We start from the raw sequence: 17,390 nt of genomic DNA on the forward strand, positions 1-17,390 counted from the left end.
GTTTAGTCATTCACTTCTTGGACATTGATAACAAGTTGCTCCCAGTTACGTTGGTTATCAATGTCAAACTGTGCGCCTTGTTCATCAGCCCAAGTAAATCGAGTAATTGCAGAAGTTTTACTGGTTGCTTGATATAACCAATAAGCTTCGGCCTTGAGTGCGTCTTCAATTGGTTTATCAATAGACTCATACACAGTTTGCTTACATGCATTGATAGACTCTGCAGGAAACTGTGCAATACGTCTTGCAAGATTTTCTACGTATTCACCTATCTCATCTGGCTCAAGCGCTTTATTGATAGTGCCGTATGCTTCTGCTTCATCTGCAGTAAAATCACGTGCGCTAAGAATGATTTCAAGGGCTCTGCCAAGTCCTGCTTGTCTTGCCATTCGAGAAGCGCCACCACCACAAGGCAAAATACCCATGCCAACTTCCATTTGCATAAACTTGTATTTGCCGCGGGCAGCAAAACGCATATCACAAGCTAATGCAAACTCATGACCGCCACCACGAGCAAAGCCTTCTAATTTCGCGATGGTTGCTTGTGGTAAACGACTGATACGCTCTAATACAGATTGTAGATCGAGTAATTTCGCTTCGTCACGCGATACAGCATCCTTAGACATGTCTCTAAGTAAGTTGGTATCGTAATGACATACCCAAATTTCAGGATGAGCAGATTGAAACACCACGACTTTTATTTCTCTATCACGTTCAAGACGCAACGCTAAACTGTTTAAATCTGCTAGCATCTCTTGCCCTTGAACATTCACAGGGGGAAAATCGATAGTAACCCATGCAATTCCATTGTCTTTTTTCACATTAAAAGTTGTAAAGTTCTTATATTCCATTGTTGATGTCCTTGTAATGTCCTAGCATGAATGAATTATGTGGCTGAATAACACTTGGTTATCATCTGGTTCACATTCATAAAAAGTAGGCGATTGACTCTGCTAAGTGAATCCGAATTATTGATAAAGAGAATTTAGTATTTCTATTAACTAAATTAGGGCTATCTGGTGTTGTATTTGCTTAATCGGTCATTTAAGAATAAAAGTTTGGGATGGGCAGCTGTCATATGGCGAGTTGTAGAAGAAGGTTAAATAGGAACAAATAAATATGGACACAGAGAGCTTACGTCTATTTGTTAAGGTTGCAGAGTCATTAAGTATTAGTGCTGCTGGCAGAACCTTAGGAATATCCCCAGCCATTGCGTCTGCAAGGTTATCAAAACTTGAGAATCAATTAGGTACAGACCTATTACATCGCTCTACAAGGAAAGTGTCGTTATCAACAGAAGGCGAAGGCTTCTTGCCATATGCGAAAGAGATTTTAGTACAGCAAGATGCAGCCATGGCTGCCATTGGCAGTGAAATTAATGAAGTGAAAGGGCTACTAAGATTTACCGCATCAAATACCTTTGCACAATTGTATATTTTACCGGTTCTACCTGAGTTTTTAGCTAAGTATCCAGAGTTAGATTTAGAGCTGAGGTTGAGTGATACTGAAGTGAATCTGATAGAGCATGGCATAGACTTAGCGCTAAGAAACACAGAGGCGAAAGACAGTGGCTTAAGAGCACGCAAGTTAGCCGATGACCAACGTATTTTATGTGCATCACCCGACTATATCGCGGCGCATGGCACATTAGACACGCCCAAAGATTTAGTAGACCATCAGTTAATTGTATTTAAAGATGCTAAAGGCCGTAAACTGATTAGTGCCGCACAAGACGACCAGAACGAATATGTATTTCCGCCGGTAAATGGCAGAATTAGATTGAATTGCGATGACGGTACCAGTATGAAGTTAGCGACTGTGGCAGGAGCTGGGATATCAATGAATTCTTATTGGAGCGTTGCTGAAGATATAAAGCAAGGAAGCTTGATTAGAATATTGCCCGATTATAACGTCGATGATCATACTGCTATATGGCTGGTATACCCTAAGGCCAATGCGTTAAGCGCTAAGGTGAGGGTATTTATTGACTTTTTAGTTGAAAAACTAGGAGCGGCGGACTGGGATAATAGTTAATACAGATCCTATCTCTGCAATTACGTCAGCGACTAAGTCAACGCGAACCTAAACTCAGTTAAACTCAGTCAAAACCGGTACACCGCTTGTAAAAAGCGATGCCGACCTATTTTAACGAAAGTGTCATTAATCGTTTTTTATAAAATCAAAAATGTTTTCAATAAACCTTTAAAACGGTTATTACACTCTGACTAATTGTATTGGAAAACTTTGATTTGCATTCCATTGTCCAACATAAATATTGTCATCATCGTCGATACATAAGCCATGACAATGACGAAACACATCCCAGCTGGTATGCATAGGTTGAAGTTCACCGTTTACATACTCAGGCTGAGCACCGCCAAGATTAGCGACGACTTGATTGTGTTTATCAAATACACTGATGAAACCTGAGTTATCTGCATTTGTACCATTAATATGTGACCAACATACAGGCGCGAAAAAATGCTCTCCCTTAAAAACGGGTCCGCCTATATAGGCGCCTGGAACACTGATCGTATTAAGGTAATCTCCAGATAGAGAATATTGTTTTAATGCATGTTCAGCCCTAGAACTTATCAGCAGTGTCGGAGAAGCATCAGTAGGAGAGCTTGATACGAGTCGCTTATCAATGGCAATGCCATGGGTGTTTTGTAAATTTAGACGTGTATCAAGATTATCATGTCCGCCCCAATACCGAATAAACTGACCATTGCTGTCATATTGAAGTACATAATCAGAGCCATAGCCGTCAGTAATATATAAATCGCCATTATCAGCGATCGCGATATCAGTGGGACGAAAGGCTTGGTTAGGCTGATAAACGCCAATGGTTTGAGGATGGCTAATGGTATAAACGACTTGCCCTGTTAACGTCAGTTTGGCAATAAAACCAGTCTGAGGGATCACTCTTTCTAAGCCATTGGTTGGCGTCCATTGACGGTTAATGACCCAGCCACAATCAACAACATATAAAAAGTCTTCACCATTTTCATGGTTTATCTTTATTGCATGAGCTCCCGGAAATTGTCCGCCCCAAGCATCAATTAATTTGCCGTCTTTATTGTAAATAATAATATTATTTTGCGGATGATCGCTGACCATAATAATTCTGCCTTGTGAGTCAAACGCTAAGTCATGGCAGTTCTCAATAGGTAACTGTGAAGCGGTCATTTTATTCCATTGAGTATTAACTCGATAAGTGAACTCCCCCTGACCAATGATTAACCCATGAGGGTCAAACCTTGCATTATCACGGGAAGCTGGAATAGCTGTATTCATATTTTATCCTTGTAATATGCACCAAGTAGTTTTAGTTAATTGTTAACAATGATAAATGTGTATAAGATAAAAACTGTTAGATATTTGCACTTATGTGTGCAGGACATTTGTTGAATAGTTCGATCTATTTAGCCAGATAAAACAGGGAGTCAAATGCACACGCGTAATAAAGCAGGCATACATTGCGAACCAATTTCCATTAAACCGGGATATCAATTTGAAGTTCATCGAGTGGCTTACCAACGAAATGAAGTGTATGCATGTATGATGCATTTTCATCAAGTTCATGAGTTTATTATTTTTGAAAATGTGCAAGGAATGTACTATCACTCACAAGGTCAGTCAGCGATCCAAAAAGGCGATGTGATATTTACCCCAGCACTAGAGACCCATGACTATGAGTTAACGGATCATGCAAAAGCTTGGTGTATTATCCAGTTTATGCCGCAATTTTTAATTGATAATGGCTTGCTGTATGAAGAGGCGATACTAAGGCGTGGTTTACAACTACGTTTTAGTCAGCAAGATTGGCAAAGCATTCAACAACAAGTTAATTGGCTAGAGCAAAGCTATTTAGACGACCCACACAGCGTAAAAAGTGCAACCTTATTAAAATTAATCATTATTTGGCTTGTCGCCCAAGGTAAAGCGGTTTTACCCAATGCGGAGCGTGCTTTAGTGACCGACGCCTCGTACAAAAAACTCAGTCCTATTTTAAGCTTATTTAGAGAACAAGATGTGGTAGAGCTTACTTTAGTTGAAGCCGCAGCAATGTGTCACATTTCTACCTCGTACTTTTCTAGAATGTTTAAACGAACCTTTAACTGTAACTACTCGCAGTTTGTTGTACAGCATAAGCTGTATACCAGCGCACGTTGGTTAGGACAAAGTGAAAAAAGCATTACCCAAATAAGTTACGATCTTAACTTTTCAAACCCATCTCATTTTATTTCTATGTTTAAACGCTACTTCTCAAAGACACCAAATCAATATCGAAAAGCGCTCAGGAAACAGCTTAGTTAACAGCGATACTGACAAAATTAAACATAGTGTCAATTGTCACTTAAATGGTAAGTGTTGGATATTAGGGCATGTAACCGCTGTCATTGTCAGATAATTTAAACAGGTAGAACACTCGATTTTTGCAAACTTGAGTTTGACTCAATAAACAAATTAGCGCTAACAATTACTTTACATTTAAAAACCTCTTGTGTAGATTGTTAACAATAAACTGTTTTGTAAGCTTCATTTAAAGGTGAGTCAATGACAAAGGAAGCCAATAAGATTGAGTCGGTTAAGGTTGAGTACTATCAAGTCCCTTTGGCTGAAGTCTTGTCTGATGCTAAGCATGGTGATCACACTCATTTTGAGTTGATTTTAACACGCATTAAAACGTCGAATGGTATAGAGGGCGTGGGATACACTTATACAGGAGGCAAGGGCGGAAGAGCTATCTATTCTTTACTAAATGATGAAATGAAGCCATTACTCATAGGTAAAGATGCGTCAGATATTATGGCGATATGGGATGAGCTTCAATGGCACTTTCACTATGTTGGCCGAGGTGGGTTATTAAGCTTTGCTATTTCTGCTGTAGATATTGCACTGTGGGACATTAAATGTAAAAACCTAGGTTTACCTCTGTGGAAAGTTGCTGGTGGCGCGAGTAACCAAGTTAATTGCTACGCTGGTGGCATTGATCTTAATTTTGACCATCAAAAGTTACTGAGCAATATTCAAACTTATTTAGATCGTGGCTTTGAAGCGGTAAAAATTAAAGTCGGTAAAAGCGATTACAAAGAAGACGTCAGACGTGTTGAAGCTGTACGGGAATTAATTGGACCTGATCGTATCTTCATGGTTGATGCAAATTATTCGATGACCAAAGAGCAAGCTATTCGTTTTGCTAATGCAATTGCCCATTGCGATATTAAGTGGTTTGAAGAGCCAACAATTCCAGATGACTATTTAGGCTATGCAGATATTGCAGATGCTATTGATATTCCATTGGCTATGGGTGAAAACCTACATACCATTCATGAGTTTACCTATGCAATTTCGCAATCTAAGTTAGGTTTTTTGCAACCTGACGCCTCAAATATTGGCGGCATAACGGGCTTTTTAATGGTGGCGCAACTGGCATACGCTAATAACATTCCAGTGTGTAGCCATGGTATGCATGAATTACACGTTAGTTTACTTGCCTCGCAGCCACATTCTGGTTACCTCGAAGTACATTCGTTTCCAATTGATGAATACACCACAACCCCTTTAAAAATCATTAATGGCAAAGCGGTCGCACCTGATATTCCAGGTACTGGCGTTGTTTTTGATGATGCATTATTAACTCCTCATTTAAAAATGAGCTCATAAGGTCAAGATTATGCAAGCTGCTCAATATATAGGTAATAAATCGTTTAGAGTTGTTGAATCACAAGCAATTAGTCCTGGTGATGATGAGGTACGTTTAAACGTAGGCTATGTTGGTATTTGTGGCACAGATATGCACATATACCATGGTGTAATGGACACTCGAGTGAATCCGCCGCACACGATAGGCCATGAAATTTCAGGCACCATTGCTGAAATTGGCAAAAATGTAACGGGGTTTGAGGTTGGCGAGCGTGTTGTAGTGAGACCATTAGACTGGTGCGGAGAATGTCCAGCCTGTGATGCAGGGCATTCGCATGTTTGTCAAAACCTTAAATTTATGGGAATTGATACACCAGGCGCCTTTCAAAACTCGTGGACTGTAAAGTCTCGCACTTTACATAAACTGCCCGCAAACGTTAGCTTACAACAAGGTGCTTTGATAGAGCCTTTGTCTGTTGCCTGCCATGATGTCGCACGTTCACGTTTAACTGCGGGTGAAAAAGCCGTTGTTATTGGTGGCGGGCCAATTGGCCAGCTAGTTGCTTTAGTTGCAAAATCAGTTGGGGCAGAAGTGATTATTTCTGAGCCAAATGAAAGCCGTCGTGATTTTTCTAATAAGTTTGCTATTCCAACGGTGAACCCTATTGAGCAAGATCTTAAGGATTTTGTAGATACATGGACGCAAGGTAAAGGGGCTGATGTGGTGTTTGAAGTTTCTGGGGTACAACCTGCAGTTGATGCAATGGTCGATATCGCCTCAGTTCGTGGCCGTATATGTATGGTCGCAATACATGCACAAAAACCACAAGTCGATTTGTTTCAATTTTTTTGGAAAGAACTCGAGTTACTCGGTGCGAGAGTTTACGAACACGCAGATTTCGATATGGCAATTGATTTAGTTGCTTCAGGCAGCATAGATCTGGCGCCATTTATTACCTCTGTGAGCAAGTTAAGCCATATCAGTAATGCATTCGAGAATATGGATAACAACCCAACAGGAATGAAAGCACTTGTGTCATGTGCAGTAGAGTAAAGGAAGCATCATGCAAAATAATGTACTAAGTAAATTCGATTTAACTGGCAAGCTGGCCTTAGTGACCGGTTGTAGTCGTGGTATTGGTAAAGCCATGGCGGTTGCCTTAGCTGAAGCTGGTGCTGACATCATTGGTGTATCTGCTTCTTTAGCGGCGTCAGGTTCCGATGTTGAATCTGAAGTTACCGCTTTAGGTCGTCAATTCTATGCCTACCAGTGTGATTTTTCAGACCGAAAAAGCCTGTATCAATTTGTGGAAACAGTTAACGCCCAACATGACACCATTGATATTCTTGTGAATAATGCAGGTTCGATATTGCGTGAGCCAGCCATTGAACATCGCGATGAATACTGGGATAAAATCATGGAGATAAACTTAAACTCTCAGTTTATCCTCAGTCGTGAAATCGGCAAAAAAATGGTAGCACGTGGTGAAGGGAAGATTATTTTTACGGCTTCATTGCTCACATTTCAGGGTGGAATTACTGTTCCTGGTTACGCAGCGAGCAAGGGCGCAATTGGGCAACTGGCTAAGGCGCTTGCAAATGAATGGGCTGGCAAAGGCGTCAATGTAAATGCAATAGCACCTGGTTATATTGCCACTGATAATACTGAAGCTCTCAGAGATGATCCCGTTCGTTCTAAATCAATATTAGAGCGTATTCCGCAAGGCCGTTGGGGGACACCTGAAGACTTTAAAGGGCCTACGGTATTTTTAGCATCCGCTGCATCAGATTATATGAATGGCGGTATTTTATTGGTTGATGGCGGTTGGATGGGGAGATAGTCCAATGGAAATTAGAAATAAGGTAAACTTTATTAACGGTGAGTATGTGCCATCAAAAGCGGATGGCACTATTTCAGTGTTTTCACCGAGTACAGGTGAGCTTGTTGGTGTCATTCCCAAAGGCTGCGTTGATGATGCACAAGATGCATTAGAAATTGCCCAGCAAGCACAAAAAGGCTGGGCTAAAAAAACACCAAGAGCCCGGGCAACCATCCTGAGAAAATTTGCCAGTGGTATTCGCCAAAGTGCCGAAGCGTTAGCGGTGTTGCTTGTAAAAGAGCAAGGCAAATTAATTGATGTTGCACGCATGGAAGTTGAAGCAACAGCCACATTCGTTGAATATGCTTGCGATAATGCTTTGACGCTACAAGGTGATATTTTACCGTCAGATAATGAAAACGAAAAAATTTATATTCATAAAGTTCCCAAAGGGGTTGTGGTCGCAATTACAGCGTGGAATTTTCCATTAGCATTAGCAGGTCGTAAAATCGGTCCTGCATTAATTACTGGTAATGCCATTGTTGTTAAGCCTACACAAGAAACACCACTGGCTACGATGGAACTTGGCCGTATTGCTAACGAAGCAGGGATCCCCGCTGGTGTGCTGAATATTATAAATGGGAGTGGTTCCATTGTTGGTCAGCATTTATGTGAAAGCCCAATTACAGAGTTAATTACAATGACTGGCAGTACTCGAGCAGGTCAAATTATCTATCAAGCCAGTGGTAAGCACTTAACGCCAGTGATGTTAGAACTCGGCGGTAAAGCGCCCTTTATTGTGATGGAAGATGCTGATTTAGATAAAGCGGTAGATGATGCGCTGATTGCTCGCTTTGCTAATTGTGGTCAAGTGTGCACGTGTGCTGAACGTTTATATGTGCATGCGGATGTGTACGATACATTTATTGAAAAGTTTGTACCAAAGGTGAATGCGCTGAAAGTTGGTGATCCTATGGATTCAAATTCAGATATGGGCCCAAAAGTTAACCAGAGTGAAATCAAAAATATTCATACATTGGTAGAGAAGAGTCTTGAACAAGGGGCAAAACTGGTGACAGGTGGCCAAGTCGCATCAGTTGCAGGTTTTGAAGGTGGTAATTGGTATGAGCCAACTGTGTTAGTGGATGTAGAGCAAGACAACATTTTAGTCCATGAAGAAACCTTTGGACCAGTACTTCCTATCATTAAAATTCACAGCATTGAAGATGCTATTACTTATACTAACGATAGTGAGTATGGATTATCAGCTTACTTGTACACCAAAAACCTTGATTATATTCATCAATCCATTGCAGAAATGGAAGTAGGTGAAGTGTATGTAAACCGTGGTTTGGGTGAGCAGCACCAGGGTTTTCACAATGGCTGGAAAATGAGTGGTGTCGGCGGTGAAGATGGTAAATATGGTCTTGAGCAATATGTAGAGAAAAAGACGGTATATTTTAACGAAGCCTAATATCTTCTAAATCAGAGTCCTAATATTGAGATTCAATAGAAATTATAGTGTTAACCAAAGCCAACTGTATCCCCTCCAGCAGTTGGTTTTTTTTGGGCTAGGTAAAGGTGTTACAGCCTGTTATCTTGGTTTTCGTAAATCTAGCCATGTTTACCCACAACCTAAGACCGTAAGCAGTATAATTAATAAAATAACTGATTAAATAGTTATTGAATATCAATTCAAACTAACAGTGAGCGCCAAAATCAACCCTAATCAGCCCCAAATCAACGTGCGTATAAGGGATTAATCGTAGTAAAGTAATCAAAAGTAGTCACCGCTGGAGAAAACGTGAAAGATTATCAACTATTTCTATTTGATATGGATGGCACCTTAGTCAACTCTGAGCCACTCAAAGGTCAAGCTATAGCGAAGGCCTGTGCTGTATACGGTGCAAAAGTTGATTATCATCATTATCAAGAAGTGATGGGACAAAACTGGGGGATTGTGACTCAGTTCTTCTTCGATAAAGCGAATATTTCTCCAGATATTAATGAATTCAATGAGATATTTAAAAAACACTATCAAGCTTTGCTACTGCAGGCGTTGCAGTTAACTCCTGGTGCACTTCAATATTTAACCTATCTACAATTACAAGGTAGAACTTGTGGGCTAGTGACGTCAGCTGCCAAGTGGATGGTCAATGATATTCTTCAAGCCCTCAATTTAACTGCCATGTTTGAAGTTATTATTACTAAAGAAGATGTTAGTAAGCATAAACCTGAACCAGCTGCTTATTTATTAGCCCTTAATAAATTATCAATGTCGCCAAACAATACCGTGATATTTGAAGATTCATTCGCCGGTATTAGTGCTGGAATCGCCAGTGGGTGTGATGTTATCGCGATACAACATGAATTTAATATTAACAATAATTTATTGGTGGCAAGCAAAGTGATAAGTGACTTTAGAGAATTGATTTTATAGCTTTTATAATTCATACAGATTTTTTAAATAGAGTGTGCAGCTGGACTGATAAAACCAAACTGCACCTGAACCTAAACTTTCACATTAACGTTTCATTTTACCCATTGTAATTAATTGGTTTGCGTTAACGTTATTCATTGTTTGCTCCGAACCATCTCGCCAGCGCACTTGTATCTTATCAATACGATCTTGGTTACCTAAACCAAAATGCACAATATTTTTCAAACTTTGTGAATGACTCGCACTGTCAGAACCGATCCATTTAAACTGAACTGTATTTGCGCTTGTCATGGTTTTGTTGTTTGAGAAGCGCTGCGGCGTGTCTTTGTTGCTTGTAAATATCCTTACCTCAGCTGCATGCGGGTCAATTCCAGACTTTGAATAGCCAACATGCATGAGTAAATATTGATGATGAATAGAATGAGTTGTTTGTTCGGTGTGATTGTCAGTAAGGAGTTGATCATTTAAACGGTTTTGATAAAGGTACCAACGGCCATTGTCATCGTCACCACTGAGTATATCGACATAACCATCTTGATTGTGATCAAATGCACTCCCCATATCGCCATGAGCATGACGGTTTACCATGGTTGCGTTGTGACTTTCATGTGCTACAAAGCCCCTTGATTGTGTTGCATTATCGTCTATAGCTTGTATATGAGCCTTGTGGTGAGTGGGTAAATTGTTTTCGCTGAGGTTACTGTTTGGGGTGTTATCTAGTTCACTGAGATGAAGCGTGTTGAGCAACATAACATCATTGACTCGTTGTGTTAGCTCGCCAAAGCGATAAATAAAGAAATCATTGTAGCTATCGTTATTAAAATCAGCTGTGATAACGCCCCAATTGTTGTCATGGTGCTGCGCAGGAAGTAGGTGGTTTAGGTAAGTAAAGTGATCGCCATCGTTTCTAAGTAAAATATCGCTGACGCCTAAATCTTGTGGTATCCAATCAAGTTCAACACTATCGACACCTATGATAGATGCTCGTAAATCCCAAGCAAGATTATCAGTTAATAACCATTCTAATCGCCATTGATCATCACCTAAATAACCTAAGTACCAGCCACTTTGAGATACAGATGAAGGAAACCCTAACGCTTGCTGATGAGAAACGCTAATTTGCTTGTCAGGAAACCCTGTTGTGAGTCTTTCTGATGGGGTTTTATCTGCGCCTAAAAATAATGGAATAGTGATTTTATCTGCGCCACGGGGAAAATGATAAAAATCCGTTAATAAGATATCACTGCTTGCTTTAAAGCTTAATCCATCATGGCTTTTATTACCTTCATCACGTAAATCTAATCGTTGTTTTTGTTCGTTAAAAGACACCGCATTATTGGCAATTTGATAATGAACTTTACCTCTGGATAAGTAGTAATCCATATCGCCGTCGTTATCGATATCAGCTTGTGCAATTGCCGTTACATGTGTCGTATCTGGATCTTTCCCTAAGTATTGGCTGGTGACATCTTTAAACGAAAAATCTATTTGTCCTAAAAGGACTGTTACAGGAGAATAGGGTGAAAATGCGATTAAATCTGCGATATGATCTTTGTTGATGTCAGTAACAATGACTCGTTCAGCATCAACTTGTTCAAAAGTAGGGCTCGATTTATAGATAAACTGGCCGTTGCTAATGTTTTCAAAAATAATGTTTCTGGGGATAGTTTCTCCCATCATTTGCGCCGCGTTAATTTGTAAAAAATCTAAATCACCGTCTAAATCCAGATCAACCCAACGTACTGAACGGCCTCTAGCCCCCATTTGACTTAACCCTGATTGCTCAGTGACGTCAACAAACAAGCCGTTATCGTTTCGAAGCAGTCGCTGCGGCTGTGGTTGTGTTCCATTACCGCCCCCTAAAGCTAATAATAGGTCATTGTCACCATCATTATCATAATCACCTAATGCAACACCATGGGCGTCAGCTTTTGCAAAAGGACTAGGCTGTTTGGCATATTGAACATGTGCCATCGGAGCAGGTGTTGCAGCGAGGCTTGATGTAAAAATTGCTATGGGTGTCGTATCATGGTTAGTCAAAACCATGTCGTAAAAGCCATCGTTATTGATATCTGCAATACTGGGGCCGCCATATTTCCAAGCATCAGTGGTATGTAAATTAACCGCTTGGGTGACATTACTGAATCTGGGTTTGGTTAAGGTAATTGGAACTGGTAAGCCCGAGACCAAGTCAGTGTCTCTGTTATTCATAATGCCTAAGTCATTATCCAGTTGTTTGATGGAGGATGCCTGAGCAGGAAGATGTGCAACATCATTATCAGTGTTTTTAAATGAACCCGTTTCTGTTACTTGCTGACATCCCGTAATGAAAATAAAAGCCATAGGGTAGAGATAAGTCTTAATTGTCGCGCTAATAGTATTCAGTTGTTCCCAAGAATTACCGATAAGGTATTCTTCGTTCTGTGCAAACATATTCCATCCTTAGTGTTTATTTGTCATCAAAAAGTACGATTCAACACAGCAAAAAGTAGGTAACCAATTAGTCTAATAAACCTTAAAGATAGTTTTCTGATCAGAATAATACTTAAAAGCAAAAAATTGTTATCTTGACTGTCAGGTATTTGAACCTTTTTATCTCGAATAATGGTAAGTAGTTGTATATAAATCTAAAAAAATTCATTTTAGTAGAATTTATTAGATAATTAGTTGTATTAATTACTCACTTTTTTGTGTGTAAATTCACCACTTACGAACACCATATTGCACGCAATTGATAATTGTCAACAATTAACTAACTCCAAAAAACAGTTGACACAATGTTTAAAAAGTAGCTAGATTGTTAACAGGGTCAGGCTTCGCTATGCCGTTGGCAATGTCATTTACATTGTTCTTGTGAGCAAGACACCTTTTAAACCAAATAATAAGAAGGTTTTAAGATGAAACAGTGTAAGTTCAAACTCAACGCGTTATCTGCAGCAATGATCATTGCTACCAGTACAGGCGTACAGGCTGATGACCTAGCCGCTGACACACAAGCACAAGAAACTGAAGTCATTCAGGTCAAAGGGATCAGAAGCTCGTTGACCAAATCCGCGTCAACTAAACGTTATTCAGATGGTGTTGTAGATGCCATTAGTGCAGAAGATATAGGTAAGTTACCCGATACTAACTTAGCAGAATCTTTACAACGGATAGCGGGTGTATCTATTGACCGAGCAAACAACGAAGGTAACAAGGTTACGGTTCGTGGTTTTGGTCCAGAATTTAATTTGGTGACGCTAAATGGTCGTCAAATGCCAAACTCGTCAGCATTACAATCAGAAGGGGTGTCTCGTAGCTTTAACTTCCGTGAAATCGCGGCTGAAAGCGTTTCTGGAGTGAATGTTTATAAGACAGGTAAAGCTGACATCACGTCAGGTGGTATTGGGGCAACAATAGATATTACCACTGCAAGACCGTTTGATTATGACGGCTTTAAAGCATTTGTGAGTGCGAAAGGTATTTACGATACTAGTGTTGAAACTGGTGATTCTGTGACGCCCGAAATTTCGGGCATGATTAGCCAAACCTTTGCAGATGACAAGGTTGGCTTTTTATTATCTGCCTCTCATGCTGAGCGTGACAGTCATACTGATATAGTGGGTACAGATGGCTGGGTAAGAAACCGCAGCAGAGATAATGTTGATTTGTCTGCAATTGATACCAATAAAAACCCTGAACAAGCCATTTGGACACCTTGGACAGCTAAAACTGAATTACTTGATACAGAGCGAACTCGCCAAAATGCACAAGCTGTGCTGCAAATTCAGCCTGTAGATTCTGTCATTGCGACGGTTGATTACACTATTTCTCGATTCGAGCAAACCAGTTATACCAATCGTTCAGCATTTTGGTTTGATAACCCAAGCGGGGCAGCAAATGCAAATGGCACACTTTGGAACCCTCGAGATCAAGACGATGAATTAAACTTCTGGGCTTGGGAATATTATGAAGAAAAAGAAAATGATTCGTTAGGTCTAAACATAGAATGGCAAGCAACAGATACATTAAAGTTTGAACTTGATGTTCATGATTCAACATCTAAATCAAATCCTGATGGTCAAACAGCTGAAACCCTTGCGAACCTTAAAAATCCTTCGGGTTCAGTTGCATTAATTGGTGCCAACTTCATTGGTGATATTCCAGAAGTCATTGTTGATGATTCAAATTTACCAGGCGGCGCATATAACAAAGACAATATTGTCTCTGATTTATATCAAAAGCGTGGTTATTCAATGGATAACAACATTAAGCAATATCGTTTTTCTGGTACATGGGAAAACGAAGCGTCTGACAGTGCGTTAACCAAAATCAACTTTGGTATTATGAATACGGACTATACGATTGATACACGCTTAAGTGAGGTGTTTTCTTTTGTCGATGTTCCTCTTGACGACCTTGATTTAGGTTTCATTCCTTTAGGTGACACTGCTGATCAATTCCCTGGGGCGAATAACCTTTTCCCATATATCTCTCAATATGATGTTCACCAATTTATCGATATTGTCAAAGCAGAAGGTTTATTTGCTGAACCGAATATCAAAACAAACGGAGTTAATGAAGAAACGTTAGCAGCATATTTATCATTTGATTTTGATACTGAGTTTAATGATATGCCTGTCAAAATGAATGTAGGTGTACGTTACGAAGATACTGACGTTACAGCATACTCAGTACAAAATGGCATCATTGCAATGAATTATCGCCATGCACAGGAGTTGCGACCTGTATATGATGATACGCCTACGGCTGAAGAGCTAACCGGTAGCTATACTCGCATCTTGCCGAATTTTGACTTTAATATGTCAGTCACAGATGAACTCGTAACACGCTTCTCATATAGCCGAACCTTATCTCGTGCTGGTATCAGTGCAATGTTCCCTGCGACCAATGTATCAGCAAGACCTGGTGGGCCATTTAATGCCTCACAAGGTAACCCGAATTTGCTGCCAATTACCTCTGACAACTTTGATTTGTCGTTGGAGTGGTACTTTGATGATGGCAGTTTTGCCTCTGCAGGTTACTTTAAAAAATACGTAGAAAACTTCATCGGTGCTGGCACAGAAAACAGATCGATCAATGACGTTAACGGTCAAGCGTTAACAGATCCAAGTGTTAACCCAAGAGCGGGTTGTCCTGATGCCTCTGATACGCCGAACCCTAACTGTTTAGGTCAGGCTACCGATCCAGTGATTACTTGGGAAGTGGCAACACCAGATAACCTACAAAATCGTGAAGTAGACGGTTGGGAGCTTAATGCTCAATACATGTTCTGGGATAGTGGTTTTGGCGCAGTTGCTAACTACACCATTGTTAACAGTGATGAATCGTTTGACCCTTATAATTTTGATCAAACCATTGCATTAACAGGCTTAAGTGACTCGGGTAACTTGGTCGCATTTTATGAAAATGATAGTTTCCAAGCGCGTATCGCTTATAACTGGCGTGATGAGTTCTTACTCGCTTTAGGTAATGAGCCAACATTTACTGAGGCGTATGGTCAACTTGATTTAAGTCTCAGCTACGATATCAATGATACATTCACTGTATCGTTTGATGGTTTAAACTTAACTGACGAAACAGTAAGACGCTATGGTCGTTTTGAAGAGCAGTTATTAGCTGCAGAACAATACGGTCCACGTTATACCGTTGGCATCAGTGCTAAGTTTTAATCAGTATCTCAACGCTTATGTCAATTTTATATAAGCAAGGTATCAGTCCAAATCATCAAGACAACATCTTGCTGACTTGGGCTGATATTCTAAGTCCGATGATTAAAATTGTTCGCTAAAATCTAATGTGGTTGCCATATGTATGGTAACCACATTTTTATTTATAAATAACAGTTAAAAGTTTTCACAACAAGAATTGGAGTTAATATGCCTAATCCAATCGACTCGGTTAACACCGCGAATGCGGCCAATGAACAGTCTAAAAATATTCAACATATTGTCGTTGTTGGTGGTGGTAGTGCTGGTTGGATAACCGCTGGAACCATAGCAGCTAAACTTAACAATACCTTTGTTGGTCAGTACTCTGTCACCTTGGTTGAATCTGCTAACGTTGCGCCAATTGGGGTCGGCGAGGGAACGTGGCCAACAATGAGAACGACGTTAAAAAAAATGGGGATCCGAGAAACAGACTTTATTAAACAATGTCATGTATCTTTCAAACAGGGGGCAAAGTTTGCTAAATGGGTGACAGGTAAACAGGATGACTATTATTATCATCCATTGATGTTGCCAGAAGGGAATAACGCTGAAAACACTATTCGTCAGTGGTTTACTACCGATTATAGCCATTCACTTTCTACATCCTTGAGTCCACAGGAATCACTGTGTGAAGCCGGCCTTGCTCCTAAATACATAACAACGGCTGAATATGATGCTGAAGCTAATTATGCCTATCATTTGGATGCTGGTAAGTTTTCTGAGTTTTTAAAAAACCATTGTGTGAATAAACTGAATGTACATCACCTCGTAACAGATGTGGTTGCCATAAATAATGATGATTATGGTTTTATTGATTCGTTAACCACTGAAGACGAAGGTGATATTCATGGCGATTTGTTCATTGATTGTACAGGTTTTAACTCATTATTACTGGGCAAGCATTTTGATGTGCCATTTAAAAGCTGCAAAGACATTTTGTTTGTGGATTCTGCTATAGCTGTTCAAGTTCCTTATGAAAGTGAGCAATCGTCTATTGCTTCACATACCATTTCAACTGCGCAGTCTTGTGGGTGGATTTGGGATATTGGTCTGTCAAATAGACGGGGGGTTGGCCATGTTTATGCTAGTCAATATATTAGCGAGCAAGAAGCTTTAAATGAGTTAAAAACGTATTTAGCTGACTCAGTAGATGACGTTGAGTCATTATCGTTTAGAAAAATTCCAATCAACCCTGGTCATAGGGAAAAGTTCTGGCATAAAAACTGTGTCGCTGTGGGTTTATCTGCTGGTTTTTTAGAACCGTTAGAGGCGTCAGCTTTACTATTAGTAGAAATATCAGCGGCAATGATTGCAGAACAATTACCTGCTAACCGTGAAGCGATGGAAATTGTTGCCCAACGTTTTAATGATACATTTTTATATCGATGGGAACGAATTATTGATTTTCTAAAATTGCATTACATGTTGAATCAGCGCAATGACAGTGCTTTTTGGATAGATAACCGTAAGGCTGCGTCAATTCCAGACAGTTTACAGACCCTATTAACGTTATGGCAGACGCAAGTGCCGTCTGATAATGATTTTATTCATGCTACAGAGATTTTCCCTGCAGCGAGTTATCAATATGTGCTTTATGGCATGGGCTTTAATACACAAAGTTCTCCCTGGGCACTTAATGAAAAACAACAAGACTTAGCGCGAACTCAATTCAACCTAACAAAGCAAAAAACGCAGCAGTTAATGAATACATTACCGAGTAATCGGGCACTGCTTAATTTAATTCATCAGTATGGTTTACAAAAAATATAA

12 protein-coding genes are annotated in these 17,390 nt (G+C 39.9%); 9 read left to right on the plus strand and 3 right to left on the minus strand.

Going from position 1 to position 17,390, the window contains the following annotated elements; genetic code table 11:
• Window positions 1-2: 2 nt before the first annotated feature.
• Window positions 3-851: an enoyl-CoA hydratase/isomerase family protein gene (locus A9267_RS02045; protein ID WP_065108054.1), complete on the minus strand. Its 849-nt coding sequence runs from the start codon at window positions 849-851 to the stop codon at window positions 3-5.
• Window positions 852-1,119: 268 nt separating this feature from the next.
• On the opposite strand from A9267_RS02045, the gene A9267_RS02050 reads away from it, so the two are divergent.
• The gene (locus A9267_RS02050) at window positions 1,120-2,034 is read left to right on the plus strand and encodes a LysR family transcriptional regulator (protein WP_065108055.1); all 915 of its coding nucleotides are present in this window, start codon (window positions 1,120-1,122) and stop codon (window positions 2,032-2,034) included.
• A gap of 180 nt (window positions 2,035-2,214) precedes the next feature.
• Here the strand turns inward: A9267_RS02050 and A9267_RS02055 are convergent, their stop codons facing one another.
• Entirely contained in the window at window positions 2,215-3,297 is a 1,083-nt protein-coding gene (locus A9267_RS02055) for a hypothetical protein (RefSeq protein ID WP_055024544.1), read from the minus strand.
• 153 nt (window positions 3,298-3,450) lie between these two features.
• Here A9267_RS02055 and A9267_RS02060 point away from each other — a divergent pair, with 153 nt between their 5' ends.
• From A9267_RS02060 to A9267_RS02085, 6 genes are all read left to right on the plus strand, one after another.
• Window positions 3,451-4,320, plus strand: coding sequence for a helix-turn-helix domain-containing protein (locus A9267_RS02060; RefSeq protein WP_065108056.1), 870 nt, complete (start codon window positions 3,451-3,453; stop codon window positions 4,318-4,320).
• A gap of 240 nt (window positions 4,321-4,560) precedes the next feature.
• Window positions 4,561-5,670: a mandelate racemase/muconate lactonizing enzyme family protein gene (locus tag A9267_RS02065; RefSeq protein ID WP_055024542.1), complete on the plus strand. Its 1,110-nt coding sequence runs from the start codon at window positions 4,561-4,563 to the stop codon at window positions 5,668-5,670.
• A gap of 10 nt (window positions 5,671-5,680) precedes the next feature.
• Window positions 5,681-6,703, plus strand: coding sequence for a zinc-dependent alcohol dehydrogenase (locus A9267_RS02070; RefSeq protein WP_065108057.1), 1,023 nt, complete (start codon window positions 5,681-5,683; stop codon window positions 6,701-6,703).
• Between the two features lie 10 nt (window positions 6,704-6,713).
• Window positions 6,714-7,490, plus strand: coding sequence for an SDR family oxidoreductase (locus tag A9267_RS02075; RefSeq protein ID WP_065108058.1), 777 nt, complete (start codon window positions 6,714-6,716; stop codon window positions 7,488-7,490).
• Between the two features lie 4 nt (window positions 7,491-7,494).
• Window positions 7,495-8,943: an aldehyde dehydrogenase gene (gene aldA / locus A9267_RS02080; RefSeq protein WP_156669084.1), complete on the plus strand. Its 1,449-nt coding sequence runs from the start codon at window positions 7,495-7,497 to the stop codon at window positions 8,941-8,943.
• A gap of 330 nt (window positions 8,944-9,273) precedes the next feature.
• Window positions 9,274-9,909 carry an HAD family hydrolase gene (locus A9267_RS02085; RefSeq protein WP_065108060.1) on the plus strand — a complete coding sequence of 212 codons (636 nt, stop codon included), beginning with the start codon at window positions 9,274-9,276 and terminating at the stop codon, window positions 9,907-9,909.
• Between the two features lie 84 nt (window positions 9,910-9,993).
• On the opposite strand, the gene A9267_RS02090 is transcribed toward A9267_RS02085, so the two are convergent.
• Window positions 9,994-12,342, minus strand: a complete 2,349-nt coding sequence (locus tag A9267_RS02090) for a CRTAC1 family protein (RefSeq protein WP_065108061.1) — start codon at window positions 12,340-12,342, stop codon at window positions 9,994-9,996.
• Between the two features lie 464 nt (window positions 12,343-12,806).
• On the opposite strand from A9267_RS02090, the gene A9267_RS02095 reads away from it, so the two are divergent.
• On the plus strand, window positions 12,807-15,581 hold the full coding sequence (locus A9267_RS02095; protein ID WP_055024536.1) for a TonB-dependent receptor: 2,775 nt from the start codon (window positions 12,807-12,809) through the stop codon (window positions 15,579-15,581).
• 207 nt (window positions 15,582-15,788) lie between these two features.
• The gene (locus A9267_RS02100; protein WP_065108062.1) at window positions 15,789-17,390 is read left to right on the plus strand and encodes a tryptophan halogenase family protein; all 1,602 of its coding nucleotides are present in this window, start codon (window positions 15,789-15,791) and stop codon (window positions 17,388-17,390) included.

The sequence above is a fragment of the Shewanella sp. UCD-FRSSP16_17 genome (assembly GCF_001675935.1).
Classification (GTDB): Bacteria; Pseudomonadota; Gammaproteobacteria; order Enterobacterales; family Shewanellaceae; genus Shewanella; species Shewanella japonica.

Bases quoted from the DNA above. Each gene is read 5' to 3' on its own strand.
- A9267_RS02050 (WP_065108055.1), top strand. From the start codon at position 1,120: ATGGACACAGAGAGCTTACGTCTATTTGTTAAGGTTGCAGAGTCATTA.
- A9267_RS02090 (WP_065108061.1), bottom strand. From the start codon at position 12,342: ATGTTTGCACAGAACGAAGAATACCTTATCGGTAATTCTTGGGAACAA.
- A9267_RS02045 (WP_065108054.1), bottom strand. From the start codon at position 851: ATGGAATATAAGAACTTTACAACTTTTAATGTGAAAAAAGACAATGGA.
- A9267_RS02070 (WP_065108057.1), top strand. From the start codon at position 5,681: ATGCAAGCTGCTCAATATATAGGTAATAAATCGTTTAGAGTTGTTGAA.
- A9267_RS02095 (WP_055024536.1), top strand. From the start codon at position 12,807: ATGAAACAGTGTAAGTTCAAACTCAACGCGTTATCTGCAGCAATGATC.
- A9267_RS02055 (WP_055024544.1), bottom strand. From the start codon at position 3,297: ATGAATACAGCTATTCCAGCTTCCCGTGATAATGCAAGGTTTGACCCT.
- A9267_RS02075 (WP_065108058.1), top strand. From the start codon at position 6,714: ATGCAAAATAATGTACTAAGTAAATTCGATTTAACTGGCAAGCTGGCC.
- aldA (WP_156669084.1), top strand. From the start codon at position 7,495: ATGGAAATTAGAAATAAGGTAAACTTTATTAACGGTGAGTATGTGCCA.
- A9267_RS02100 (WP_065108062.1), top strand. From the start codon at position 15,789: ATGCCTAATCCAATCGACTCGGTTAACACCGCGAATGCGGCCAATGAA.
- A9267_RS02065 (WP_055024542.1), top strand. From the start codon at position 4,561: ATGACAAAGGAAGCCAATAAGATTGAGTCGGTTAAGGTTGAGTACTAT.
- A9267_RS02060 (WP_065108056.1), top strand. From the start codon at position 3,451: ATGCACACGCGTAATAAAGCAGGCATACATTGCGAACCAATTTCCATT.